At 66.5% G+C, this 23,333-nt stretch carries 29 protein-coding genes and 1 tRNA gene; 14 read left to right on the top strand and 16 right to left on the bottom strand.

The features are described 5' to 3' along the window. Positions 1-29 precede the first annotated feature (29 nt). Both HACJB3_RS04200 and HACJB3_RS04195 read left to right on the top strand, forming a co-directional pair. Positions 30-100, top strand: a tRNA-Gly gene (locus tag HACJB3_RS04200). A gap of 125 nt (positions 101-225) precedes the next feature. Continuing rightward, a complete protein-coding gene (locus HACJB3_RS04195) occupies positions 226-516 on the top strand; it encodes a hypothetical protein (RefSeq protein ID WP_008414290.1) in 291 nt (96 codons plus the stop codon). 3 nt (positions 517-519) lie between these two features. Here HACJB3_RS04195 and HACJB3_RS04190 read toward each other — a convergent pair whose 3' ends face one another. The 3 genes from HACJB3_RS04190 to HACJB3_RS04180 all read right to left on the bottom strand — a co-directional run bounded on the left by HACJB3_RS04190 (position 520) and on the right by HACJB3_RS04180 (position 2,808). Continuing rightward, positions 520-1,107, bottom strand: a complete 588-nt coding sequence (locus tag HACJB3_RS04190; protein WP_008414288.1) for a hypothetical protein — start codon at positions 1,105-1,107, stop codon at positions 520-522. 61 nt (positions 1,108-1,168) lie between these two features. After that, positions 1,169-1,876, bottom strand: coding sequence for an Nmad3 family putative nucleotide modification protein (locus tag HACJB3_RS04185; RefSeq protein WP_008414286.1), 708 nt, complete (start codon positions 1,874-1,876; stop codon positions 1,169-1,171). A gap of 23 nt (positions 1,877-1,899) precedes the next feature. Further along, positions 1,900-2,808: an acyltransferase gene (locus HACJB3_RS04180; protein ID WP_008414284.1), complete on the bottom strand. Its 909-nt coding sequence runs from the start codon at positions 2,806-2,808 to the stop codon at positions 1,900-1,902. 137 nt (positions 2,809-2,945) lie between these two features. On the opposite strand from HACJB3_RS04180, the gene HACJB3_RS04175 reads away from it, so the two are divergent. Then, a complete protein-coding gene (locus HACJB3_RS04175; RefSeq protein WP_008414283.1) occupies positions 2,946-4,001 on the top strand; it encodes an aldo/keto reductase in 1,056 nt (351 codons plus the stop codon). Between the two features lie 15 nt (positions 4,002-4,016). Here the strand turns inward: HACJB3_RS04175 and HACJB3_RS04170 are convergent, their stop codons facing one another. From HACJB3_RS04170 to HACJB3_RS04160, 3 genes are read right to left on the bottom strand one after another with little or no spacing between them, the layout of a single operon-like run. Then, complete coding sequence (locus tag HACJB3_RS04170) at positions 4,017-4,214, bottom strand: hypothetical protein (RefSeq protein WP_008414281.1); 198 nt, start codon at positions 4,212-4,214, stop codon at positions 4,017-4,019. After that, entirely contained in the window at positions 4,211-5,950 is a 1,740-nt protein-coding gene (locus tag HACJB3_RS04165) for a heme-binding protein (protein ID WP_008414277.1), read from the bottom strand. Before HACJB3_RS04165 ends, HACJB3_RS04170 begins: the two co-directional genes overlap by 4 nt. Positions 5,951-5,984: 34 nt before the next feature. Next, positions 5,985-6,260: a hypothetical protein gene (locus HACJB3_RS04160; RefSeq protein ID WP_008414276.1), complete on the bottom strand. Its 276-nt coding sequence runs from the start codon at positions 6,258-6,260 to the stop codon at positions 5,985-5,987. 78 nt (positions 6,261-6,338) lie between these two features. On the opposite strand from HACJB3_RS04160, the gene HACJB3_RS04155 reads away from it, so the two are divergent. Further along, entirely contained in the window at positions 6,339-6,854 is a 516-nt protein-coding gene (locus HACJB3_RS04155; RefSeq protein WP_008414274.1) for a PadR family transcriptional regulator, read from the top strand. On the opposite strand, the gene HACJB3_RS04150 is transcribed toward HACJB3_RS04155, so the two are convergent. Genes HACJB3_RS04150 through pyrH form a run of 4 tightly spaced genes read right to left on the bottom strand, consistent with a single transcriptional unit; the run spans position 6,843 to position 11,254 of the window. Then, a complete protein-coding gene (locus HACJB3_RS04150; RefSeq protein ID WP_008414273.1) occupies positions 6,843-8,591 on the bottom strand; it encodes a site-2 protease family protein in 1,749 nt (582 codons plus the stop codon). The two genes, HACJB3_RS04155 and HACJB3_RS04150, sit on opposite strands and share 12 nt — an antisense overlap. A gap of 42 nt (positions 8,592-8,633) precedes the next feature. Then, the gene (locus HACJB3_RS04145; RefSeq protein WP_008414272.1) at positions 8,634-8,813 is read right to left on the bottom strand and encodes a DUF7836 family putative zinc-binding protein; all 180 of its coding nucleotides are present in this window, start codon (positions 8,811-8,813) and stop codon (positions 8,634-8,636) included. Between the two features lie 40 nt (positions 8,814-8,853). Continuing rightward, a complete protein-coding gene (gene lysS / locus HACJB3_RS04140; protein WP_008414271.1) occupies positions 8,854-10,539 on the bottom strand; it encodes a lysine--tRNA ligase in 1,686 nt (561 codons plus the stop codon). Continuing rightward, positions 10,529-11,254, bottom strand: a complete 726-nt coding sequence (pyrH, locus tag HACJB3_RS04135) for a UMP kinase (RefSeq protein WP_008414270.1) — start codon at positions 11,252-11,254, stop codon at positions 10,529-10,531. Before pyrH ends, lysS begins: the two co-directional genes overlap by 11 nt. 90 nt (positions 11,255-11,344) lie before the next feature. Between pyrH and HACJB3_RS04130 the strand changes: the two genes are divergently transcribed. The 3 genes from HACJB3_RS04130 (at position 11,345) to HACJB3_RS04120 (ending at position 13,809) form a co-directional block, all read left to right on the top strand. Beyond that, positions 11,345-12,160 (top strand): molybdopterin synthase, encoded by an 816-nt coding sequence (locus tag HACJB3_RS04130; protein ID WP_008414269.1) that lies wholly within the window; start codon positions 11,345-11,347, stop codon positions 12,158-12,160. Positions 12,161-12,403: 243 nt separating this feature from the next. Next, positions 12,404-12,649, top strand: a complete 246-nt coding sequence (locus HACJB3_RS04125) for a DUF7123 family protein (protein WP_049934280.1) — start codon at positions 12,404-12,406, stop codon at positions 12,647-12,649. A gap of 53 nt (positions 12,650-12,702) precedes the next feature. Next, positions 12,703-13,809, top strand: coding sequence for a site-2 protease family protein (locus HACJB3_RS04120; protein ID WP_008414267.1), 1,107 nt, complete (start codon positions 12,703-12,705; stop codon positions 13,807-13,809). Position 13,810: 1 nt separating this feature from the next. Here the strand turns inward: HACJB3_RS04120 and thiL are convergent, their stop codons facing one another. After that, a complete protein-coding gene (thiL, locus tag HACJB3_RS04115; RefSeq protein WP_008414266.1) occupies positions 13,811-14,674 on the bottom strand; it encodes a thiamine-phosphate kinase in 864 nt (287 codons plus the stop codon). Positions 14,675-14,762: 88 nt separating this feature from the next. On the opposite strand from thiL, the gene HACJB3_RS04110 reads away from it, so the two are divergent. Genes HACJB3_RS04110 through hisS form a run of 5 tightly spaced genes read left to right on the top strand, consistent with a single transcriptional unit; the run spans position 14,763 to position 18,461 of the window. Then, positions 14,763-15,224, top strand: a complete 462-nt coding sequence (locus tag HACJB3_RS04110) for a 30S ribosomal protein S19e (RefSeq protein WP_008414265.1) — start codon at positions 14,763-14,765, stop codon at positions 15,222-15,224. Positions 15,225-15,267: 43 nt separating this feature from the next. After that, positions 15,268-15,621, top strand: coding sequence for a DNA-binding protein (locus HACJB3_RS04105; protein WP_008414264.1), 354 nt, complete (start codon positions 15,268-15,270; stop codon positions 15,619-15,621). 7 nt (positions 15,622-15,628) lie between these two features. Next, a complete protein-coding gene (locus HACJB3_RS04100; RefSeq protein ID WP_008414262.1) occupies positions 15,629-16,219 on the top strand; it encodes an alpha hydrolase in 591 nt (196 codons plus the stop codon). A 36-nt stretch (positions 16,220-16,255) separates the two neighbouring features. Beyond that, complete coding sequence (locus HACJB3_RS04095; protein ID WP_008414261.1) at positions 16,256-17,116, top strand: DMT family transporter; 861 nt, start codon at positions 16,256-16,258, stop codon at positions 17,114-17,116. Between the two features lie 46 nt (positions 17,117-17,162). Next, positions 17,163-18,461 carry a histidine--tRNA ligase gene (gene hisS / locus HACJB3_RS04090; protein WP_008414259.1) on the top strand — a complete coding sequence of 433 codons (1,299 nt, stop codon included), beginning with the start codon at positions 17,163-17,165 and terminating at the stop codon, positions 18,459-18,461. Positions 18,462-18,466: 5 nt separating this feature from the next. On the opposite strand, the gene HACJB3_RS04085 is transcribed toward hisS, so the two are convergent. Together HACJB3_RS04085 and pyrF are read right to left on the bottom strand one after the other, a co-directional pair. Next, a complete protein-coding gene (locus HACJB3_RS04085; protein ID WP_008414258.1) occupies positions 18,467-19,264 on the bottom strand; it encodes an inositol monophosphatase family protein in 798 nt (265 codons plus the stop codon). 43 nt (positions 19,265-19,307) lie between these two features. Beyond that, positions 19,308-20,114, bottom strand: a complete 807-nt coding sequence (gene pyrF, locus HACJB3_RS04080; protein ID WP_008414256.1) for an orotidine-5'-phosphate decarboxylase — start codon at positions 20,112-20,114, stop codon at positions 19,308-19,310. Positions 20,115-20,190: 76 nt separating this feature from the next. Here pyrF and HACJB3_RS04075 point away from each other — a divergent pair, with 76 nt between their 5' ends. Continuing rightward, entirely contained in the window at positions 20,191-20,841 is a 651-nt protein-coding gene (locus tag HACJB3_RS04075) for an HAD family hydrolase (protein WP_008414254.1), read from the top strand. On the opposite strand, the gene HACJB3_RS04070 is transcribed toward HACJB3_RS04075, so the two are convergent. After that, the gene (locus tag HACJB3_RS04070) at positions 20,829-21,206 is read right to left on the bottom strand and encodes a hypothetical protein (RefSeq protein ID WP_008414253.1); all 378 of its coding nucleotides are present in this window, start codon (positions 21,204-21,206) and stop codon (positions 20,829-20,831) included. The two genes, HACJB3_RS04075 and HACJB3_RS04070, sit on opposite strands and share 13 nt — an antisense overlap. Before the next feature lie 24 nt (positions 21,207-21,230). Next, complete coding sequence (locus tag HACJB3_RS04065; RefSeq protein WP_008414252.1) at positions 21,231-21,683, bottom strand: DUF2240 family protein; 453 nt, start codon at positions 21,681-21,683, stop codon at positions 21,231-21,233. A gap of 79 nt (positions 21,684-21,762) precedes the next feature. On the opposite strand from HACJB3_RS04065, the gene HACJB3_RS04060 reads away from it, so the two are divergent. Further along, entirely contained in the window at positions 21,763-22,134 is a 372-nt protein-coding gene (locus tag HACJB3_RS04060) for a 30S ribosomal protein S8e (RefSeq protein WP_008414251.1), read from the top strand. 40 nt (positions 22,135-22,174) lie between these two features. Here the strand turns inward: HACJB3_RS04060 and HACJB3_RS04055 are convergent, their stop codons facing one another. Continuing rightward, positions 22,175-23,173: a phosphate uptake regulator PhoU gene (locus HACJB3_RS04055; protein WP_008414250.1), complete on the bottom strand. Its 999-nt coding sequence runs from the start codon at positions 23,171-23,173 to the stop codon at positions 22,175-22,177. Positions 23,174-23,333 lie beyond the last annotated feature (160 nt).

The following is a 23,333-nucleotide window of genomic DNA, read 5'->3' as shown; positions in this document are numbered from 1 at the left end:
ACGGCGCGCGAAGGAGACCACGACTGAGCGCGCCGGTGGTCTAGTGGTAGGACATGAGCTTCCCAAGCTCATAGCCCGGGTTCAACTCCCGGCCGGCGCATTCTCCCCGTTCACCTCCGCGAACAGCTGTTCGCTCGGCTCACAACAGCTACGGTGTGGGTACGACCTCTCGGAAATCCACCATCAACGATTATAACGGTCCTTCAGAAACATCCGGTATAACGCATGTCAGCACCCGACTCACTGGACGACGTCAAGGAGCTGCTCGAAGCCGGCTGGGAGATCCGCTGGGACGGTCGTACCGGCAGCGACTACCCGCCGAACTACCGGCTGGTCGAGTTCGAGAAGGACGAACAACACGACGGCTTCACACCCGTCAAACAGCTTCACTTGCTTGCGAAGGACTACGAGGAAGTCGAGAAGCTCCGCGAGGACGGCACTGACGGGGGCGACACTGACGAAAGCGGGGAAAACGGGAGTGAAGGAAACGGGAACGAAAGCGAAGACGACGGCTGAGGACTACTCCTCGTCTTCGTCGTCGTCGTCGCTGTCCTCCGCCAGCAGTTCGCCCTCTTCGGCCTCGTCGGGGTCGGGATCGACCATCTCGACGTCGTCGGCGGGGTGACCCGCAGGGCCACCCTCCTTGTCCGTCTCGGGCACCGCGTCGCCCTCCGTCGGGCCGGCGATCTCGGCTTCCTCGCCTGCGCCTTCTGCCTCGGGGGTCTCGCCCGTTTCGGGGTCTCCAAAGTCCCGCGACGACTCGGTGTTTTCCTCGGCGATCACGCCTGGCTCTTCCTCCTCGGGGCCGTCGTCGGTCCACGGTTCGCTGACTTCGACGCCCCCGTCGGAGGCCTGCTGCTGGGCACGCCCGATGGCGATCCAGCCCGCACCGACGGCGATCTGACGAACCGCTCGCCCCTTGTTCGAGCGAAGCGAGGCCAGCCCTTTCAGCACCGTGAACCCACCGGCAAGTAGCGACAGCGTCCCCATCCGGCCGTGTTTGACGACGATCGGCCGCAGGGTCTCGATCGCGGAGCGTACGCCCGCCGGCAGTTTGTCCTCCCCGCCCGACGAGATCGCAAGCGGCACGTACTGTTGTAGTTGCATCGTCCGGTGCTACTCGATCCAGACGCTTAAAAGTACGACCGGCAGGGGCGATCAGGCGGGCTTATGGGCCCAGATCGGCCGGCGATAGCGCGAGCAGCTCCTCGGTCGCCGCCTCGTCGAACCGAAGCGGTCTGCGCCACCACGGGCCGCGCCCCGAATCCGCTGATAGCCCCGTGACGATCCGGTTGGGATCTCTTCCCCGTTCGCCCGACAGCGGGAGGGCGTGCTCCCACAGCCCCGAGCGCTCGGGATCGCCTGCCAGCAACACTTCCGCGTCGAACACCGCACGCCTGCAGTGGGCGTTGCTCGAAAAGGGCGCTCGCTCGCCCTCGGGTAGGCTGAGATACTCCTCACCGCTTATCGGATCGCTCGCGAGGGTAAACGATCCGATAACGTACGCACCCCACTCGGAGGAGATCCACGGTGCTGGGTCCCCGTCGACGGTCGAGAGCGTCGCGTAGAAGAGCACGACGTCGCCCGCCGACAGCGTCGAGAGCGGGCCGGCCTTGACGGCGTGTTCGTCGCCGTAGGTGTAGGCCTCACAATGGGGATACTCCACGAACGAGGGGTCGAGGTGGACCTCCCGATCCAGCAACGAATCGGGGATTTCCACTGGAAGATCGAGATCCGCGTACGTCGGAACTGGCTCACAGACGGGTTCGCGCTCGGGAATCGGGATATACTCGAAGGTTCCGTCGGGATAGATCGGCCCTCGAAACCCCGGGAGGGAGGTGTTCGCCCCGACGTTGATAGCGACGGCTCTGCTCATTTCGCATGAGAAACGCTACCGCACTACTTGACTGTATCTTTCGGCTCCCGCTCCCGGCCGAACTCGTCGAACTGATCCAGATCGGCCGGGAGCTCGTAGGGGAGTTCGCGCTCGGATTGGCAGTTCGGTAGCTTCTCCCCGACCGGTTGGGCGTGGTCTTCGAAGCCCGGTTTGACCCGCACGCTTTTGGCGGGGGTCCCGACGACGACGTGGTGGGCGGGAACGTCGCCCTGAACGATGGAGCGTGCGCCGACGATGCTGTTTTCCCCGATCTCGCAGCCGGCACGCACCATCGCGTCGTAGGTCACGCGCGCGTCGTCCTCGATCCGCGTCAGGAAGTTCGTCACCTCCGTCTGGTCGACGATGTCGTGATCGTGGCTGTAGAGGTGCGCGCCGTCGGAGATCGACACTCGATCCCCGATTTCGAGGCGTCCGCGGTCGTCGAGGTGGACGTCGTCGTGGATCACCGTGTTGTCACCGACCGTGATGTTGTGGCCGTAGGTAAACGTGATCCCCTTGAAGAAGCGACAGCCCTCGCCACACTCGGAGAAGAGGTGCTCCGCGAGCATCGCGCGAAAGCGAAGCGCGAACTCGACGTTGTCGGCCATCGGCGTGGCGTCGAACTGTCGCCAGAGCCATTGGAGGTGTTTCGAGTGCCTGAATTTCTCTTCGTTCTTCTCGGCGTAGTACTCGCTCTCGAGGGTGGCGTTACACGGATCGTAGCCCTGCAGACGGACTCGCTGTGCGGGCGATACCTCCTCGCCGGCCTGCCAGCGCTCGTAGGCCTCCCGGTCCCCGTAGAGATCCACGAGGGTATCGCGGACGACGTCACAGGTGTCCTCCTCGCCCGACAGCCGCTCGTCGACCGCCGCGATGAACGCCTCGACCCCTTTTTCTGCCTCCTCGGGAAGCGAGACGTGGCGTTTCGTCATGCCACCCGATTCGGCGTGATTACTCAAATGGGGTTCGGTTGCGGAAGGACCCAGACCGCCCACGTGAACTCCGAGCCGGTTCCCGGCAGTCGAGACCGGTCCGCATCCGCTAAGTATCCCGACTCCTAAATCGGGGTATGCACTACCGCACGCTCGGCGACTCGGACGTCGAGGTCAGCGAGGTCGGCTTCGGCGCCTGGACCGTCGGCACCGACTGGTGGGGCGACCGGACCGACGAGGACGCACTCGCGATGCTCGACCACGCCCTCGAACGGGGGATCACCTACTTCGATACCGGCGACGTCTACGGCCACGGCCGCTCGGAGGAACTGGTCGGCGAGGCCTTCTCGGACCGACGCGAGGAAGTCACCATCGCCACCAAGGTCGGCTACGACTTCTACAACAACCCCCAGGCAGGCCACGGCGAGCTCCCCAAGGAGATGGATCCCGAGTACCTCCGCGAGGCCGTCGAGAAGAGCCTCGGCCGGCTCGATACCGACTACGTCGACGTCCTCCAGTTGCACAACGCCGACGTCGGGGAGCTCACCCCCGAGGTGCTCGACGTGCTCGACGAGCTCGAAAGCGAGGGGCGAATCCGCGCGCGCGGGCTCGCACTCGGCCCCTCGATCGGGTGGCTCGCCGAGGGCGACAGGGCCATCGCCGAGGGGTTCGACGCCGTCCAGCTGGTCTGGAACCTCTTCGAACAGGAGGTCGGCAACCACTTCCTCGAAACCATCGAGGAACTCGACGCCGAGACGAGCCTCATCCCCCGCGTGCCCCATTCGTCGGGGCTGCTCAACGAGCAGGTCACTCCCGAGACCGAGCTCGGCGAGGGCGATCATCGGGGCTTTCGCCCCGACGCGTGGTACGAGACGGGCTGGGAGAAACTGGAGACGCTGCGATTCCTCGAACGGGAGGGAGAACGGACGATGGGGCAGGCGTCGATCCGCTGGCTGCTCGCCCATGACGCGGTCGCGAGCGTGACGCCCACCTTCCGCACGACCGACGACATCGACGAGTGGACCGCCGCGAGCGACGTCCCGGCACTCTCAGAGGAGGAGGTCGACCGCGTCGCCGAGCTCTATGCGACGAATTTCGGGATCGAGCGCGACGACGGGATGGACTCGCTTCGCTCCTCCGTCGAGGGCGAGGACCTTCGTGAGGCGGGCATCGAGAAACAGCCAGCCGACTGAAACCCGGGCACCGACTCAGGAACCCACGAACCGGCCGTACGTAGCGATCGCGAGCGCCAGCCCGAGACCGATCCCCGCGCCGATCACCAGCCCCGAACGGACGTTCCCCCCGAGGAGGCCGATCAGTAGCGCGATGGCGACGGGAAACCCCGCGATCACCGCGATCCGGAGCGCCCCGGCGGAACGTCCCTCGGCCGGTTCGGCGTTTCTCATGCGAGAAAGACGTGTCGGGGCCGGTCCGCAAGCACGTCACGGCCCCACTGGACGGTGTCGCGGAAGGCATCCGAGCGGAAGAATGCCATCGCGTCCTCCTTCGAGCGCCACTGGCTTGCGATGAACATGTCGTTCTCGTCGGCGACGTTGACCATCAGGTCGGTGTCGTGGTGGCCGTCCATCCCGTCGAGGAGGCCACCGACGGTATCGAATTTCTCGACGAACTCCTCCTGGTAGTCGGGCTTGACGGTGTAGAACATCCCCATCGTGCCGAAGCCGCTCTCCTCGCCCGCGCGGGCGACGATGCCGGGCAGGTCGGCCAGAAAGCCCCCGGCGGTGTCGGCGGCGTCGGCCGTCTCCCAGATGCTGACGATGGCCGATCGACCCCCACCCTCCGCCTGATAGGTCGCGGTCTTGACGTGGGTGTCGTAGCGGTCGAACCCCTCGGATAGCTCCTCGACGGCCGGGGCCAGTTCGTCGGGGTCGGCCTCGGAGTACAGCACCATCGCGTAGACGTCCTCGCCGTGGGGTTTGCCGGCGTAGATGTCGAGATCCGCGAGCTCGCCGCGGATGTCGTCGTCCGCGTTCTCGGCCTCGCCGGTTTCTGCCGGTTCGACGTCCGCGTCGGCGAACGCGCCCGCCGTCACCTCCTCGACGCCGGGAAGCTCTTCGAGGAACCCGCGTGCCGTGCTCGCGGCGCGTTCGGTCGCCCAGAGACTGACGATCACCGCCTTGCCTCGGTCCTCTCTCACCTCGGTCAGCACGTGGCTGTCGTAGTGCTCGAAGTTCCCGCGGAGCCCCTCGACATCCTCTCGCACCGTCTCGACGTCCGCATCCGACCGGAGGACGAGCCCGTGTGCCCCTTCGGGGGCGTCGGCGGTGACGCCGAGGCGGCCGAACTCCTCTGCGAGCTCGGTGTCGACGGTCCCTTCGTCTTCGCTCCCCTCGGCCCCGTCGAACGAGACCGACTCGCCGACGAGAAACGCCTCTAGTTGCGCGGGCGCGAACCGCCGTCCCGTATAGAAGCGCCCGAACTCGGCGTACTTCGAGGAGGAGGGGTCAAAGCGCATCTCGTAGAGCAGCTGCTTGATGTCGGTCATGTCGTCGGAAAAGAGGGTGACGCCCCACTCGTGGTCGTCGAGGCCGACGCTGCCGGAGATGATCTGGGTGACCTTGCCGGCGTAGTCGCGCCCGATATCGCCGTGGGAGGCCATGAGCTCCCGGCGCTCGTCGAAGGGCAGGTCGTACCAGTTGTACTCGGGGTCCCGGCGTTTCGACATCGGGTAGAAGCTGACGAACTCCGTATCAGGGAGTTCGGGATGCAGCCGCGAGTCCATGTAGCGCTGGAGGCCGGGGTCGGCCTCGGCCTCGGGGTCGAAGTAGTCCTCTGCGGCCTCGGTGTAGCCCGAGGCCTCCGTGATCGAGAGATAGGAACTCGTCCGGTCGGTGAACGCCGCGAGCGCACAGCCCTCGAACTCGCGTTCGGCGCGGTCGAGCTCTTCGAGCGTCTCTCGAAGGTGGAGTATCAGTAGATCGGCCTTGTGGCCCAGGACGCTGAAGACCGCCGTATCGCCCTTCTCGACGGCGGCGTGGTCTTCGAGGTACGCGATCCCCTCCTCGATTGCGGCCTCCCGGTCGCGTTCGGCGGCTCCGCGCCAGGCGTCCCAATCGACCCGCTGGAGGTCGTGCAGTACGTACAACCCCTCTTCCGTTCTCGGCGGTTCGCGTCGTTCCATATCGGGCGTTGGGAGGCGCGCGGGAAGGACTTTTCTACACGGGGTCGTCGGGGTCGTGGCGCTCGCGCACGCGCTCGACTTCGGCGGCGTAGGCCTCGCGGGTCTCGGGATCGCTGACGTGACCGAGGTTGTCGGGATCGACCGCCAGCGAGACCTTCGTCTCGCGGCCGGGTCCCGAAAAGCTCGGCAGGGCGCGTTCCTTCCGGAAGTCGCGTTTTCCGTCGGGCGTCGCGTACGTGAGGATGATGATGTTTTGCTCGTCGTCGGAGTAGGTCCGTTCGACCAGCCAGACACGAACGGGGTCGGCCATAGATGGAGAACGGTCAGCACTACAGATGTGGGTGTCGGAAACGAAACGCTTTCACCTCGCCCGTCTGAACTGTGGCCAATGCGAAAGAGTGGGCCGCCGAAGGGGGTTATCTCGTATCTCGTTCTCGAACTCCTCGACGAAAAGCCCCGCTATGGCTACGAGATCCTGAAAGAGATCACCGAGATCAGCGGTGGCCACTGGGAGCCCTCTTACGGCTCGGTCTATCCCATCCTGTATAAGTTCGAGGAAGAAGGGTGGGCCGAGCGGGTCGAACGCGAGGACGAACCCGATCGGAAGTACTTCGCGCTCACGGAGACGGGCGAGGGGAAACTCGAAAAAAAGCGCGAATCGACCGCCGAGACTGGCCGGGAGTTCGCCGACGTTATCCTGGGCTTTTATCACGTCTACGTCGCGCTCGCGACCGACGATCGGTTCTCGCTTCCGCCGGTTGAGAGGCAATGGCGGTTCGACGAGCAGTTCAGCGCGTGGATCGCCGAACAGGTAATTCGTCACTACGAGCGTGATTTCGGCGCGTTCGAACGGATCAGCGAGACTCCCGAGGAGTTCGCCGAGCGCTACGGCCTAGACGAGTAACCCCTGGCCAAACACCATGAGGAGCAGTCCGAACAGCATCGTCACCCCCACGGAGATCGTTACGGTCTTGGTCAGCTCGTAGCTGCCCCGGATCGGCAGACGCGAGACGACCGCCTCGGTGCTCGTTCGGAGGATGTGCCCGCCGTCGAGCGGGAAGGCCGGAATGCAGTTGAAAAAGCCGAGGTTGAGGTTGATCCAGCCGGTCCAAAACAGCAGGTTCGCGAGCAGGAAGACGCCGCCACCGAGCGGCGCGAGCGCCCCCTCAACGGCGTAGAACTCCGTGACGTGACCGGTAAAGCCCGCGAAATTGAAGGGCAAGCCGAGCCCGCCGATCCCCGCGATCGGCAACACCAGCGCACCCGCAATCGCGCCGACGAACGTCGCTGATCCCTCGCCGTCGAGGATCGAGAGGTAGGTCCCGGCGGGGTAAGGCTGGACGCCCAGGTCGTCGACGACTAGCCCGGTCACGCCGGGTTGGACCTGGATGCCGACCTGACCGTATCCCTCGGGGTGTTCGCCGAGTTCGACGCCATAGGTCTCGACCTCGCCGTCGACGACGGCCTCGATCTCGACCGTCTGGCCGGGCTCGGTGCCCTGCAGAACGGTGGTTAGTTCCCCGCCGTCGACGACGCGTTCGCCGTCGACCGCCGTTATCACCACCTGCTGACCGGCGGGCATACCGGCCTCGCTCGCGGGACTGTCCTCGACGACCGTCGAGAGGGCGCCCGCGGCGAACGTTCGCTCCTGGCCCGCGGCGGTCTCGACGGTCGCGGTCGGTCGGTCGGCGAGCGCCTCGCGGAACCCGGATTCGGTGGTCACCGGCTGGCCGTTCACCGAGGCGATCCGGTCGCCGGCCGCGAGCCCGCTGGGACCGCTCTCGACGGCCTCGACGACGCTCACTTCCCGGTCGACGGTCACCTCCCGCTCGCCGTCGAGGGTCAGCGTCGCCTCGCCGTCGGTCCCGGCGAGCGCGTCGTCGAGTTCGCCGTCGTCCGCGACCGGCTGGCTCCCGACGGCGGTGATGCGATCGCCCTGGCCGATGCCCGCGTCGTCGGCCGGCGATCCCGCGAAGGTCCCCCCGACGGCGACGCCGGGCGCGACCGCGATCGACCCGGCGACGGGCCCGAACAGCAGCGCGAAGGCGATGATCGTCACGAGGAAGTTCGCCGTGACGCCGGCGGCGAACATCCGCGTTCTGCCCCCGCGGTCGGCCTTCTCCTGGCTCTCGTGGTTCGGCTCGACGAACGCGCCCATCGGGACGATCGCGAGCAGCGCGACCCCCATCGACTCGATGTCGATGTCCTCGACCCGACAGAGAAGCCCGTGGGCGCCCTCGTGGACGACCAGCGCGACCAGCAGCCCAAAGACGATCTCGGGAGCCACTGAGAGGGGAAGGAAGTCGTTGACGCCGGGGATCACGACGACGTTGCGAGGCTCGGTGACGACGCTGGCGGTCGTTTCGGGCGTATAGAGCGCCTGAACGGCCGCAAAGAGGACGAACGCGAACGACAGCGCCATGACCACGAGCGCGATCCCGACGCCGACGTTGCCAAACGCCCGCCAAAAGCGCTTCGGGCGCGCGAGTCGATCCAACAGCACACGGCCGCGTTTCGTATGGAGGGTGATGATCGGGCCCTGCGTCCCGACGTACTCGGGCAACAGCCCTCGGTTGCGAAGCGAGAGCAAGATCGCCCAGTAGAGCGCGAGACCCACGAGGACCCACGTGAGCGTACTCATTGTCCCCTTTCGGCGGCCGGCGCTCAAATGGGTTTGGTTCCGCTACTGGAACTGCTTGAGGACGTCCAGATCCCGATCGGTCCGGGCGAACTCGGCGGTGCGTCGCTGTGCCGTACAGCCGTCACACGCGAACTGGTCGGTGTGGGCCGGGAGCTCCTTTGGCTTTCGTTCCCACGATTTCCCGCAGTCGGGACACAACAGTCGAACGAACGTCTCGTTCATGCCTGTGAGACAATAGCACGAAAGAAAAGTGTTGTCCCGATTATCGCTCGCGGCGGAGTCGCGCGAGGACGAACTCCCGGTCGAGCTTCCCGAGGAACTGGCCCAGTTTGGGCCCCTGTTCCTGATCGAAAAACAGGCGATACCCCGTCGCGAAGAAGTCACCGACCGGGACGTCGTTTCGCTTGGCGGTCTCGTAGATCTCGCCCTGGATCTCCTCGGGGGTGTGGCCCGTCTCGATGAAGTCGGCGAGTTCCGAGAGCGCCCGCTCGGTGTTCTCGTCGACCGCGACCGCGGGCAGCTCCGCTCGCTTGAGGTCGTAGTCGTACTCGTTTCCGGTCTGGCGCGCCCAGTTTCGCGCCAGTTCGACGCGTGCGAGGGCGTTCTCGATGGACTCTCCCGAAGCGTCTTCAGGGATGTGTCCCTCCCGGCGGGCGATCTCCTCGCGGAGCTCGGGGTCGTCGGTCATGCCCAACACGGCGGCGAAAGTGTAGGGAAGCCGGATCCGGTCCGTGTCGGCGTCTTCGACACAGAACGGGTAGATCCGCTCGGCTCGCTGTCGCTCGCGCTCGTCGGCCTCCTCCTCCCCGAAGTAGATCCGCTCTACCCTATCGAACTCGTCGACGAGGAGGTCGATCCGCCCGACGTTGAAGTCCCGCGCACGGCTCGGGTCCTTCGCGAAGAAGTACCTGAGGACTTCTGGTTCGACCAGGTCGAGGACCTCCGAGACGAGCATGACGTTGCCCGCGGAGGACGAAAAGGCCTCGCCGTCGAGGGTGAACCACTCGTAGACCATCGGCACCGGTGGCTCGAAGTCGAAGACGTTTCGGGCGATGTCCTGCCCGCTCGGCCAAGAGCCCTCGGCGTGGTCCTTACCGAAGGGCTCGAAATCTACCCCGAGCGCCCGCCACTGGGCGACCCACTCGAAGCGCCACGGGAGCTTGCCGTCGCGCAGGCTCGCGGTCCCTTCGTGACCACAGCCGTCGATGACCTGCTCGCCGGCCTCGACGTCGACACACTCGTACTCGACCGTCCCCGATTCGAGGTCGACACCGGTGATCCGGTCGGTCAGGTGCCCGCAGTTCTCGCATTCGGCGAGAAACGGGATATACGAGTCGTCGACGCCGTCCTGGTACTCGCCGAGCACCTCGCGGGCGCGCTCGCGGCGTTCGAGGAGGGTTCGCGTACTGCCCTCGAACTCGCCGTCGGCGTACATCGCGGTGTTCGACACGACGTCGATAGGGACTCCGAGCAGCTCGGCGCTGCGCCCGATCAGCGTCGAGAAGTGCGCGCCATACGACTCACAGCAGCCGAAGGGGTCCGGGATCGCGGTATACGGTTTGCCCAGATTGCGTCCGAGCGCGCCGGCGTCGACCTCGCCGAGATCGACGATGTTCCCTTCCAGATCCGCCAACTTTCGGGGGAGCCCTCTGAGGCGGTCCTTGTCGTCGGCAGTGAATACCTGTCGGACCTCGTGGCCCCGCTCGCGAAGGACTTCCGCGACGAAATACCCGCGCATGATCTCGTTGACGTTGCCGATGTGAGGCACACCGGAGGGGGAGATCCCGCCCTTGATGACGATCGGCTCGTCGGGCTCCCGAGCTTCGACCTCGTCGGCCATTTCGTCGGCCCAGAAGACGAAGCCGCGATCTCCGTTCTCTCCCTTACCGTCCTCACCGTCGTCGTGAAGCGTGTAGGGATCGGCGTCCGGGGCGTCCTCAGCGCTCATCCTCGGCCCAGTAGGTCGGCTCGTCGCCCACTCCTTCCGGAACGACGTCGGTCCCCTCGTGGTCGCCGTAGCGAACGGCCGAGGCGATCCGCTCGGGTTCGGTGCCGTCGAGGACGATCGTGCGCATCCCCGAGCGCTCGATGATCTTCGCCGCGAGCAGGTCGACGGGTGCGGACGAGCCCGCGCTCATCTCGATGTCCGCGATCGTGTCGACCAGTTCGGTGGCAGTAATCTCCTCGAAGCGCTCGGCATCGGGGTCCTCGTTCGGGTCGGCGCTGAACACGCCCGGGACGCTCGTCGCGTACACCAGCAAGTCGGCGTTCGTGTATTCGGCGAGGGCGGCGCTGACGGCGTCGGTGGTCTGGGCCGGCGCGACCCCACCCATCACACAGACGTCGCCGTCCCGCAGGACCTCGCCCGCCTGTTCGTAGTCCTTGACCGGTGCGGGGACGACTGCCTCGCCCAGCGCCGCGATCAACAGTCTGGCGTTGAGCCGGGTGACGTCGATCCCCAACTGATCGAGTTCGATCTCGTTGGCTCCGAGGTTCCGGGCGGTGGAGATGTACTCGCGTGCGACCCCGCCGCCACCGACGACCGTTCCGATCGAACAGCCCTCATCGGCGAGTTCTCGGATAACGTCGGCGTGGTCCTCGACCCGGTTCGCGCCGAGGTCCGGTGCGAGGACGCTGCCGCCGATAGAGACGACCACGTTCATGCTTGCACCCGGGTAGCCCCGTCCCCGGCTTAAGGATTGTCAACTCCCGGTCGGCGACACGTACAAGGCCGAACCCCACTTTTTCGAGGTATGCACGTCCTCGGGATCGTCGGCACCGCCGACGTGGAAACGACGCGACTCGTCGAAACGCTTACCGACCGTCTCGCCGACCGCGGCCGCGTCGCCACGATCGCCAGCACCCGCTCGGAGATGAGCAAGGCGACGGGCCCCACCTACCGCGAATCCGGGGCCACGAGTAGCTACGAACTGTCCGAGGACGGTTGGACCGGCGCCGGCGAGAACCGAACCCTCGCCGAGACGCTCGATGACCTCGCGCCGACCCACGAGTACGCCCTCGTCGAGGGGTTTCCCGAGGCGGCGATTCCGCAGGTCGTGCTGGGTGACGCCGAGTACGCCGGCGAGGCGATCGCGATGGGTGACCGCGGGGACGCTATCGATCCCGAGGGTGCCATCGACGCCCTCGAAGCGTCCGAACCGTACGTCACCCTCGAGTCACTAGTTCGGCGCGCGAAGGGTTCTCCACGGGCCGACCGTGCGGGTGCGATCGCGACGTTCACTGGGAGGGTACGGAAGAAGGACTCGGCCGACGACGCACCCACCGAGTTCCTGGAGTTCGAGACCTACGAAGGGGTTGCACAACAGCGCTTCACGACGATCCGCGAGGAACTCGAAGCGCGCGAGGGCATCTACGAGGTCCTGATGCACCACCGGACGGGCGTGATCGAGGCGGGCGCGGACATCGTTTTCGTGGTCGTGCTCGCGGGCCACCGCAAGGAGGCGTTTCGGGCGGTCGAGGACGGAATCGACCGGCTCAAGGACGAGGTCCCGATCTTCAAAAAGGAAGTGACGGCCGACGAGGAGTTCTGGGTCCACACCCGCGTTTGAGGCGAACACACTCGGAACTGAACGAAACGTGCCTGCTATCGGGTAGGAAACGACAGGTATGTATGCGAGTAACCCGTAGTTAGATATAAGCGAAGGAGAACGTCGGATAAACCGTCTACGGCTCGTTTGAAGCGTTTTGAAACGTTGCTTTCACTATAATTTTTCTAGAAGTAGTAGGAAATCTCGACAAACATCCTGCCCTTATAACATTATCACCAGGTTAAGGGACGGACGAGAAAGGCGATGAGCACCACTACCCAGCCCTCCATGACCCAGGAATCGAAGGAAGCGCGACTTAAACAGTACCTTAATAGCCGCGCAGCCGACGGCGAACTCTACTTCAAGAGCAAGTTCATCGCCGACGACGTCGGCCTCTCCGCGAAAGAGATCGGCGCGCTGATGGTCAAACTCAGCGACTCCGCCGAGGACCTAGAGATCGAGAAGTGGTCCTATACGAGTGCGACGACCTGGCGCGTCAGTCCGGTCTGAGCGAAGCGGGCGTCCGTCGAACCCTTATATTTCTCGAGGCCGAACGCGGAGTGATGAGTGAGCCCCAGACGGGCCCGCCGGTCTCGCGAATCGAGAGGGTTTTCGAGGTCTATGAGACCGACGCGGACGATGGCGCCCTCCGATACTACGGGACGCCACGGACATCCGGCCAAACCGTACTCGAAGAGCTCTGGCCGGCGTTTCGCGAGCGTGGTTACGAGGTCCGCCTGACCCGCGAGTACGGCGAGTGGGTGCTGGTCGCCGAGCCGATCGAGATCGGAATCGACGGCGTCCCGTGGACGAACGTCGTCCTGTTCGCCGCCACGGTCGTCTCGACGCTGTTTGCGGGGTCGCTGTGGTACCACCTCGATCCCTTCTCCTCGGAAGTCCTCCGGGCGTGGCCCTTTACCCTGGCGATCATGGGCGTCCTCGGCGTCCACGAATTCGGCCACTATGTGTTGAGCCGGTACCACCGGGTGAACGCTTCGCTGCCGTATTTCATCCCGATTCCGACCCTCATCGGGACGATGGGAGCGGTCATCAAGATGAAAGGGCAGATCCCGAGCCGAAAGGCGCTGTTCGACATCGGGGTCGCGGGTCCGCTTGCCGGGCTGATAGCCACGATCGTCGTCACCGTCGTCGGGTTGCATCTCCCGCCGGTGACCGCGCCCGCCGGTCTGCTCGGGGATCCCAACGCCGTCCAAATCGAACTTGGCTACCCGCCGTTGCTCGAAGGGCTGGCGTGGCTCGTCGACCAGCCCCTTCGCTACGACGACCCCGCGACCTCCGTCAACCCGGTCGTGATCGGGGGCTGGGTGGGGATGTTCGTCACCTTCCTGAACATGATCCCGGTCGGGCAGCTCGACGGCGGGCATATCCTGCGAGCGATCCTCGGCGAGGAGCAGGATCGGGTCGCCGCCTTCGTTCCCGCGATCCTCTTTTCGCTTGCGGCCTACCTCTACTACGTCCGGGAGATCCCCGGCGACACCGCGTTCATCTGGGTGTTCTGGGGCGTCCTCGCGCTCGTGTTCTCCTTCGTGGGCTCTGCGACACCGATCGACGACCGGAAGCTCGGGACCGGCCGGATCGCGATCGGCGTGCTCGCGATCGTCCTCGGGCTGCTGTGTTTCACGCCGGTACCGATCCAGGTTATCGGCTGACTCAGCCGTGGGTGTACCCCCGGTCTGCGAGCGCGTTGCCGTCCATCTCGACGCCCCCCTCGGTTACCTCCCCAATGACCGTGATCGGCGTCGGCGAGCTCCCTTCGACCGTCGAAACCGCGGTCTTCGGGAGCGTGAACACGAGTTCGAAGTCCTCGCCGAAGAACACGCCCCGCTCGAAGGGGTCCTCGACCACCTCCCGTAGCGCTCCGGCAACCGGAACCACACCGCTCTCGATCGCAAAGCCACAGTCGCTCGCCTCGGCGAGTTGATGCAGCGAGCGGGCCAACCCGTCGCTCGAATCCATCATCGAACTCGCGTGGGACGCGAGCGCGCGCCCGGCGCCGACCCGGGGCTCGAACCGGAACAGGTCGTTCGCCCGGGTGTACTCACCGTCGTGAAACAGTTCGAGGGCTGCGGCGCTGCGTCCGAGCGACCCGGTGACACAGACCGCCTCGCCGGGTCGCGCCCCCGAACGGTAGACGGGATCGGCGGCCCGGCCGACGACCGTCGTCGCGACGGTGAACTCCTCGTGGGTGTCGAGATCGCCGCCGACGTACGCTCCGTCGACGGCCTCGCAGACCTCGCTCGCGCCCGCGACGAACTTCCGGAGCTGTTCGTCCTCGAAGGCGGGGGCGGCGTAGACCGCGACCGCCGCCGTGGCCGCCCCGCCCATCGCCGCGACGTCCGACAGCGAGGCCCCGACGGCCCGCCACCCGGCGGTGTAGCGCGTCGTCCCCTCGGGGAAGTCGGTCGTCTCGTGAAGCATGTCCGTTGTGACCAGCAGGTCCTCGACGACGGCGGCGTCGTCGCCGGCGTGTGAAAGCGCCCCCGAGAGCATCCGGAGGGCGGCCCGTTCGTCCATACCAGACCATCCGCCGAGAAACGCAAAAACGGCCCGGTCGAATCGTGACAACGATGCTTTTAAACACGCCAGCGCCGAACTTCGGGCAATGACGACGCTCTACGACGTTCCGGCCGACGAGCTGATCGAGGCGCTCTCGGAGCGCCTGGCCGACCGACTCGAGGCGCCCGACTGGGCAGCCTACGTCAAGACCGGCGCGAGCCGCGAACTCCCGCCCGAGCGCGAGGACTTCTGGACGGTCCGTGCGGCGAGCCTGCTGCGACGCGTCGCCATCGACGGTCCCGTCGGCGTCGAGCGCCTCGCGACCCACTACGGGAGCGCAAAGCGCGGCTCGAACCGATATACGGTCGCCCCGCCGAAACAGACCGACGGCAGCGACAACCTCATCCGGACGATCCTCCAGCAGCTCGAAGAAGAAGACCTCGTCACCCAGCAGGGCGACGCGGGCCGCGTGCTGAGCGCCGATGGCCGCAGCCTGCTCGACGAGACCGCCGGCGAGGTGCTCGCCGAGATCACAGCGGAGCGTCCCGAACTCGAACGCTACGCCTGATCGCTCCGTAATCGTTTTGTCGCCCGCGTCGGAACGACTACTCATGAGCGATAGCCCCGACGACGAGCGACTGGAGGAGCTCAGACAGAAGAAACTCGAACAGCTACAGGACCAACAACAGGGCGGCGGGGAAGCCGAGGAGGCCCAGCAACAGGCCCAACAGCAGGCCGACGCCCAGAAGAAGGCAATGTTGCGCCAGCACCTCACCGACGGCGCGCGAAAGCGGCTCAACTCCGTGCGCATGAGCAAGCCCGACTTCGCCGACCAGGTCGAGCGCCAGGTGCTCGCGCTCGCCCAGAGCGGGCGCATCCAGGGCAAGATCGACGAGGAGAAGATGAAGGCGCTGCTCCAGGAACTCACGCCGGATCAGCAGAGCTTCGACATCAAGCGGCGCTGAGGCCGGCATGGACCTCGGGTTGCTGTACAGCGCCGGCAAGGACTCCTCGCTTGCGGCGCTGGCACTCGATCCCTTCTACACCGTCACCCTCGTCACGGCGACCTTCGGGATCACAGACGACTGGGAACACGCCCGGAAGGCGGCCGAAACCGCCGACTTCGACTTTCGGACCCTCGATCTCGATCCGGCCGTCGCGGAGGCGGCCGTCGACCGGATGATCGCGGACGGCTTTCCACGGAACGCCATCCAGCAGGTCCACACGCACGCCCTGGAGCGGCTCGCTGCGGGGGACTTCGACGCGATCGGGGACGGGACCCGCCGGGACGACCGGGTGCCGGCGGTCTCGCGGGCACAGGCCCAGAGCCTAGAGGACCGCCACGGCATCGACTACGTCGCACCCCTCACGGGGTTCGGCCGCGGGGCGATCGACCGGCTCGTCGACGCTCGCCTCGTCGTCGAGTCCGGTCCTAGCGAGGCGATCACTCGGGCCGACTACGAGGCTGAACTCCGCGCGCTGCTCGCAAAACGCGAGGGACGGGCGGCCGTCGAGGAGGTCTTTCCGGACCACGAACAGAGCTACGTCACCGGCTTTCGATAACGAACCGTTCATGGCGGCCAGCGGCGACCCGCCCGTATGGACCTCGGATTACTCGCAAGCGTTCTTGCCGCCCTCCTCTGGGGCGGGTATCTCGTCGCGCTCAAGCGGTACTTCTCGTCGTACTCGGCGAGCGTCATCATCGTCGTGGTCCACGCGGTCGCCATCGCGGTGTACGCACCGGTCGCACTCGTGCGCGTTCCTCCGGGGTCGATCGGGGCGCTCGCCGCCGGCGCGCCGGGACTGGCGGTCGTCGTCGTCGCCAACGCGCTGGCGTTCATGGCGTTCATCCGGGCGATCGGGACCGGCGAGATCTCCTACGTCGCGCCGATCAGCAAGATCGTCCCCGTGTTCGTCCTGCCCATCGAGGTCGTCTTCCTCGGGGCGTATCTCACGCCGCTCCAGATCGTGGGGGTCGTGCTGGCGACAGTCGCGGTCTACGTCGCGAACTTCACCGGCGGCTCGCTGCTCGATCCGATCCGCCACGCGCTTGGCTCGCCGGCCGCCGGATTCGCGCTGCTCAGCGCGGCGCTGTACGCCGTCGGCGACGTGGGTCGGCGGGTCACGCTCCAGGAACTCGCGCTGCCCCCGGAACTGCTCGTGATCGGTCTCCTGAGCGGGATGGCGCTGGTCCTCTCGCCACACGCCGCCCGGACCTGGGACAGGGTCGGCGACGACTGGCCGGCGTTCCTCGCGGCCGGCACGCTGGTCGCGGCTGCGGAACACCTCACCGCACTCGCGTTCTCACTCGTGCCCGCGAGCATCGCCTCGCCGATCATCAACACGCAGGCGATCGTCGCCGTCGTCATCGGGGGACTGTTCCTCGGGGAGACGGCGTTTCGCACGCGGCTGGTCGCCGCGGTGCTTGCGGTCTTCGGGGTGGGCCTGATCGCGCTGTGAACCGCGAGTGAGAGGATTGAAGCGCCCCTCCCCCGAACCCACGTCCATGTACGAGCGGATCAAGGGCTTTCGGGACTTCTACCCCGAGGAGATGCGGTCGCGGCGGGCCGTGATCGACGGACTGGAGGAGGCCGCCCGGCGCTATGGGTTTCGGGAGATCGGGACGCCCGCCCTGGAACGGACGGAGATGTACGTCGAGAAGAGCGGCGAAGAGATCACCGACGAACTCTATCACTTCACCGATCAGGGCGGCCGGGAGGTGGCGATGACGCCCGAACTCACCCCGACGGTCGCACGGATGGTCGTCGCCAAACAACAGGAGCTCTCGAAGCCGATCAAGTGGTTCTCGACCAGACCGTTCTGGCGCTACGAGCAGGTCCAGCAGGGCCGCTTTCGCGAGTTCTACCAGACCAACGTCGACGTCTTCGGGTCCTCGGAGCCCGAAGCCGACGCCGAGGTCCTCGCGTACTGTGCGGACGCGCTAACCGGACTGGGGCTCACGGGCGAGGACTTCGAGTTTCGCGTCTCGCACCGCGATATCCTCGGGGGGCTTCTCGACGCGGTCGGCGACGAGGTCGACACCCGCGAGGCGATCCGCGCGGTCGATAAGCGCGAGAAGATCGAGGACGGCGAGTACTACGGCCTGCTGACCGACGCGGGATTGACCGGCTCGCAGGCCGAGCAGTTCGATTCGCTGCTCTCGACGGACGACCTCGGAGAACTGGTCGAGTTCGCGGGCACCGACCGGGTCCAGTCGGCAGTCGAAAACCTCGAAAACGTCCTCGCGGCGGCCGAGGACTTCGGCGCGCGCGAACACTGTACCATCTCGCTCGAAACCGCCCGCGGGCTCGATTACTACACGGGCGTGGTCTTCGAGTGTTTCGACTCCGCGGGTGAGGTCAGCAGGTCGGTCTTCGGCGGCGGGCGCTACGACGACCTGATTGAGGGCTTTGGCGGCCAGCCGACCCCCGCAGTAGGGTTCGCCGTCGGCCACGAGACGCTCTCGCTTCTTCTCGAACGGGCCGAGGCCCGGTCCGCCGGAACGTTCGGCACCGATTACTATGTCCTCTCGGTGGGCGAGACCCGACCTGTGGCCGCCCGTATCGCCCGCGAGTTGCGCGAGCGGGGCCACCGCGTCGAAACCGATCTGGCCGACCGGAGTTTCGGCGCACAGATGAACTACGCCGATTCGATCGGTGCCGAGACGGTCGTGATCGTCGGCGAGCGCGACCTGGAATCGGGCGAGGTCACCGTCAAGGACATGTACTCAGGGGACCAGACGACGACGCCCGTCGAGTCGTTCCCCGGCGAATCCGAGCGACCGACCTACGACGACCTCGCGTAACCCGTCTATCGCTCCGTCGCGGCCCGGACCGCCTCAAGGATCGTCCCGTGGACGCGGCCGTTCGAGACGACGAGTCCCGTACTGTCGTGGCGCCAGCGCTCGCCCTCGACGTCCGTCGCCTCGCCGCCAGCGTTCCGCAGGAGGTGAACGCCCGCGACGGTATCCCACGGGTTCGGGCGGACGTCGCTCAGCGCCCCGTCGAGACCGCCGTCGGCCACGAGCGAGAGGGTGGCCTGCGCACAGCCCAAGCGACGCACGTCGCCGAAGCGCTCGACGACCGCCCGGACGACGCGGGCGAACACCTCGCGCTGGTCGAAGTCCCACCACAGCGTCGGCGCGACCGTACAGGCCTCGGGATCGGTCCGGTCGCTTACCTGCACTGGATCGCCGTTCAGCCGCGTCTCCTCGTCGTCGGCCACGTAGTAGTCCCCGATGGCGGGCATCGCGTTGGTCGCGGCGACGGGTTCGCCGTCGATCACGGCGGCGACGCTGGTCGCCCAGATCGGGACGTCCCGAACGAAGTTGCTCGTCCCGTCGATTGGGTCGATCACCCACGCGGGACCCGCCTCGGGGACCTCCTTGAGCGCGTCCTCTTCCTCGCCGACGATAGCGTCGTCGGGAAATTCCTCGCGGATGACCTCGATCACCCGGTTCTGGGCGTCGCGGTCCGCCTGCGTCACGACGTCGGTCTTGCCCTCTTTGGTCTCGACGGCGATGCCGGTCCGGAACTCGGCCATCGCGAGGTCGCTCCCGGCGCGGGCGGCCCGTTCTGCGACCGCGGCCCGTCTCGTCAGGTCGTCCATGGGCATACGCGACCGCCGAGTCACATAAGGGTGGGAGTCGGGGCTACCGATACCGGTTCAACCGACGTTTGAGGCGCTTTGCCGCCTCGCCAGCGGCGCTCGCGAAGTTCTCGCCGCCCTCCGGACCGCCGACGCCCGCGAAGATGATTCCCCGCGAGGAGTTGATCAGCCCGACTCCGCCGGCGAGCCCGAACTCGACGGCGGCTTCTGCGTCCCCACCCTGCGAGCCGACGCCGGGCACCAGAAAGGGGAGGTCGGGGACCTGCTCGCGCAGCGATTCGAGCTCCTCGGGCGCGGTCGCACCGACCACCAAGCCGACGTTCCCGTTCGTATTCCAGAGGTCCGCAAGGGCGGCGACCCGCTCGTAGACGGCCTCGCCGGAGGCGAGTTCGAGGTCCTGCAGGTCCGCACCACCGGGATTGGAGGTCCGACAGAGCACGAACACGCCCGTTTCGGGCTTCGAGAGGAACGGTTCGAGCGAATCGCGTCCCATGTAGGGATTGACGGTGATGGCGTCGGCCCGATCGAGCAGCTTCGCGTACTGGCGGGCGGTGTTTCCGATGTCGGCGCGCTTGGCGTCCAGAACGACGGGAACGTCCTTCCCGTGGGCGTAGGCCATCGTCTCGACGAGCGCGCGCCAGCCGTCGGGGTCCTCGTAGAAGGCGGCGTTTGGTTTGTAGGCGGCGGCGTGTTCGTGGGTCGCGTCGATGATCCGGCGGTTGAACGCCCACCGCGGGAGGTCGTATTCGGCCATGTGATCGGGAAGCCGGTCGGGGTCGGGATCGAGACCGACACAGAGGACCGAGTCGCGCTCCCGGATGCGCTCGTCGAGACGCTCGAAGAACTGCATATACTCACCTCGGCGAGCGGGAACTACAACGTTCCCGTTCGGATACGCTCAAATGCCGGGGCCACTAAAGGGAGGTATGGCACTCAGAGCGGTCGTGTTCGATCTCGATTACACCCTCGCGGTGGTTTCACGCGACCGGTCGACCCTGCTTGCGGAGGCCTCCGAGACCGTTGGCGTGCCGACGGTCTCCCGGGAGACCTACGGCGAGGCCCATCAGCGCGCCCACGCCCACGAGACGCGGGGACCGATCTTCGCGGACTTGCTCGAAGAGGGCGACGGCGAGGCGCTCGCGGAGGCCTACCGGAACGCGATCGCGGCGAACCTCGAACCCATCGGGGGCGCCGAGTCCCTGGTCCGAACCCTAGAGGAGCGCTACGCCGTCGGCCTGCTGACCAACGGGCCGGTCGTCGCCCAGCGCGACAAACTGCGCACGCTCGGCTGGGAGGGACTGTTCGATGCGGCGGTCATCACCGGCGAACTGAAGCGGGGCAAACCCCACCCGGAGGCGTTCGAGGCGATCCTGGGCGCGCTCGAGGTCAGCCCCGAGGAGGCGGTCTACGTCGGCGACAGCGTCGAGACGGACATCGCGGGCGCGGCCGGAATCGGGATGGCCGTCGTCCAGGTGCTGTATCCGGGCGGTCCCGATCCCGACCCGCGAGCGAACGCCCACGTCGAACGCGAGACGATCGTAGAGGACCTGCCCGATCTGATCACTCAGTTCGACTGAGCCGCGCTCTCGATCACGGCGACTGCACGTTTCACCGCCGCACCGTCCTCGACGAACACGAGCGTTTTCGGGGGGTGGGTCGCTTTCGGGCGCACCCGCAGTGTTGCGGATTCGGCCGCGGTGAGGGCGGCTTCGTGGCCCGCGTCGAACTCGAGGTGTACCCGGTCGGGATGGACGTAGACGCCCGCCAGACGCTCGCCGTCGGCCGCGACCGCGTAGGCGAACGCGCCGTTTGCGGTCGGTTCGACGTCGGGGTTGGCTTCCGTCACCGAGAGTGTATCGAGGGACCCGTCGGTCCGGCCGTCGATCTCGCTTGCGAGCAACTGGGCGATCCGTCGTCCGTCCGCGAGGTGCTCCTCGACCATGGGGACGCTACCCGCGCCGCGGAGTTAGCCCTCCCGGTTCAGCGTTCCGCGGACCGCCGACAGTTCCCCGCTCACGTCGATCCCTTCCCGGCGCGCGAAGACGACTGCTGCCACCTCGATGGAGATCCCGATTTCCCGCTGGAGTTCGTTGATCCGGCCGACGGCGGTCCGTTTGTCGATCCCGTCCGCGACGACCCGTTCGAGGACGCGTTCGAAGGGCGAGCGCTGTGCGAGGAGGTCCTCTGCGGGCGAGAAGTCCTCGGGGATCCCGACCGAGTCGACCGGAAAGGTCGCTTCGATGCCGGCCTCGGTCCGTTCGAGGAGTCCCTCGCCGACGGCCACGTCGATCAGGCGTTTTGCCTGATCCGGCGAGAACCAGTCCCGATCCAGCGAGAGCGCCACGACGAACCGACTCTCCTCCATCGAGCGCGTGCCCGCTTCCCGGAACGGCGCGGCAACGGCGACCCGCAGACTCATGTCCAGAGAGTGCTCGCGGCGGAACCCTAAACGGTTCGGATGCGATCCCTTTTAGTAGCCACCGGCGCTCCTCCCAGGTATGAACGATCACGGCCGTTCGACGCGCAAGCGAACCGGCGGGCGACTGCGCCCGATGGCAAAGCGAAAGAAACACCAGCTCGGGCGCGGGCCGACCGAGACCCAAGTGGGTGAACAGAAGTTCAAGACCGTCGATGCCCGCGGGAACACCCGGAAGGTCAGGGCGATCGCGACGGACGTCGCGAGCGTTTCGGTCGGCGGCGAGGTCACGAGCGCGGAGATCCAGGACGTCGTCGAGAACCCCGCAAATCCCAACTACGTCCGTCGGAACATCATCACGAAGGGTGCGCTCATCGAGACGAGCGAGGGGCGTGCCCGCGTCACCTCCCGACCCGGTCAGGACGGGCAGGTCAACGCCGTCCTCGAGGAGTAGTCGACCGCAGTACGTTTCTCCGCCGACCTATCGGGACCGACTACGGCCGTGGCGCGGCCTTCTGGAGCGCCGTCTCGGCGATGTTGCCCCCGTAGTCGGCGGTTCGTGAGAGCGAATCGATGACGAGCCCGAGAAACTGCGCCTGATGGGCGTCGTCGAGGTTCCTGATGCGTTCGTCGGCGTTTCTGGTGTGTTCGTCGATCGCCTCGACGTCCTCGCGGGCCTGGTTCGCAAGCCGGGTCGCCCGCGAACTGTCCTCCTCCAGGAAGGCGTCCATCGACCGCTCGACGACCGCAATCGCGTCCTCGTGGAGCGCGTCGAGTCCCGCCCCGACGTCCTCGGGGACCGTCCCGAGGTCGAGCGCGATGGTGGCGATCTTCGCGGAGTGATCGGCGATCCGTTCTAGTTGGCGCGCGCTCGAGTGATAGTCGAAACACGCCTCGCGACCGAGCCCGATCTCGGCTGCGGCGCCGGGGTTTCGCAGCGTGGAACGGAAAACCCGTGAGACCATGAACCACAGCCGGTCGACGTCGTCGTCGCGCTCGATGACGTCCGCGGCCAGGTCGTCGTCGTCCTCGATCAGCGCGCGTACCGCGTCCGCGAGCATCGTGGTCGCGATCAGGCGCATCCGTGTGACCGCGTTGTGAACCGAGAGCTGGCCCGAATCCAGCAGGTCCTGGAGGACGACGTGTTCGCCCGTCTCCTCGACGACCTCCAGTCCCACGAGCCCTTGTGTGGCATCCCGGACGCTGCGGCGCTGTTCGGCGGTGACCTGTCCCGTCTCGAGGCGGATGACGTCGAAGCCGCTGACGTACATCGTCACGACCGCCCGCGTGAGGTCCCGTCCGTGGAGATCGCCGATGTCGAGGGTCCCCTCGACGACCTCGTCGTCCCCGCGTGGCGAGAGCAACAACGAATCGCCATCCGGGTAGAAGGCGACTTCCGTGCCGGCCTCGACGCCGCTGTCGGTCGCCCACTCCTTGGGGATCGAGACGGTGAAAGTCGACCCGCCGGTCACCTGCACCTTCCTGGTGTCCATATCCTCTCGTCTCCATCGAGGAAGGTAAATCTGGCTATGAATATATAGCTCGTGTCGGTGGACGCCAATAACGCTAATCGGGCGGGACCGGTGGGGTCGCCTAGCGGGTCTCTCACCGTCGGGTCGACGACTGGATGGGGAACCGACCGCCGAAGTCCCG

Origin of the sequence: Halalkalicoccus jeotgali B3, from assembly GCF_000196895.1 — an archaeon.
Lineage (GTDB): Archaea > Halobacteriota > Halobacteria > Halobacteriales > Halalkalicoccaceae > Halalkalicoccus > Halalkalicoccus jeotgali.
This window is presented reverse-complemented; position numbering and strand designations above follow the sequence as displayed.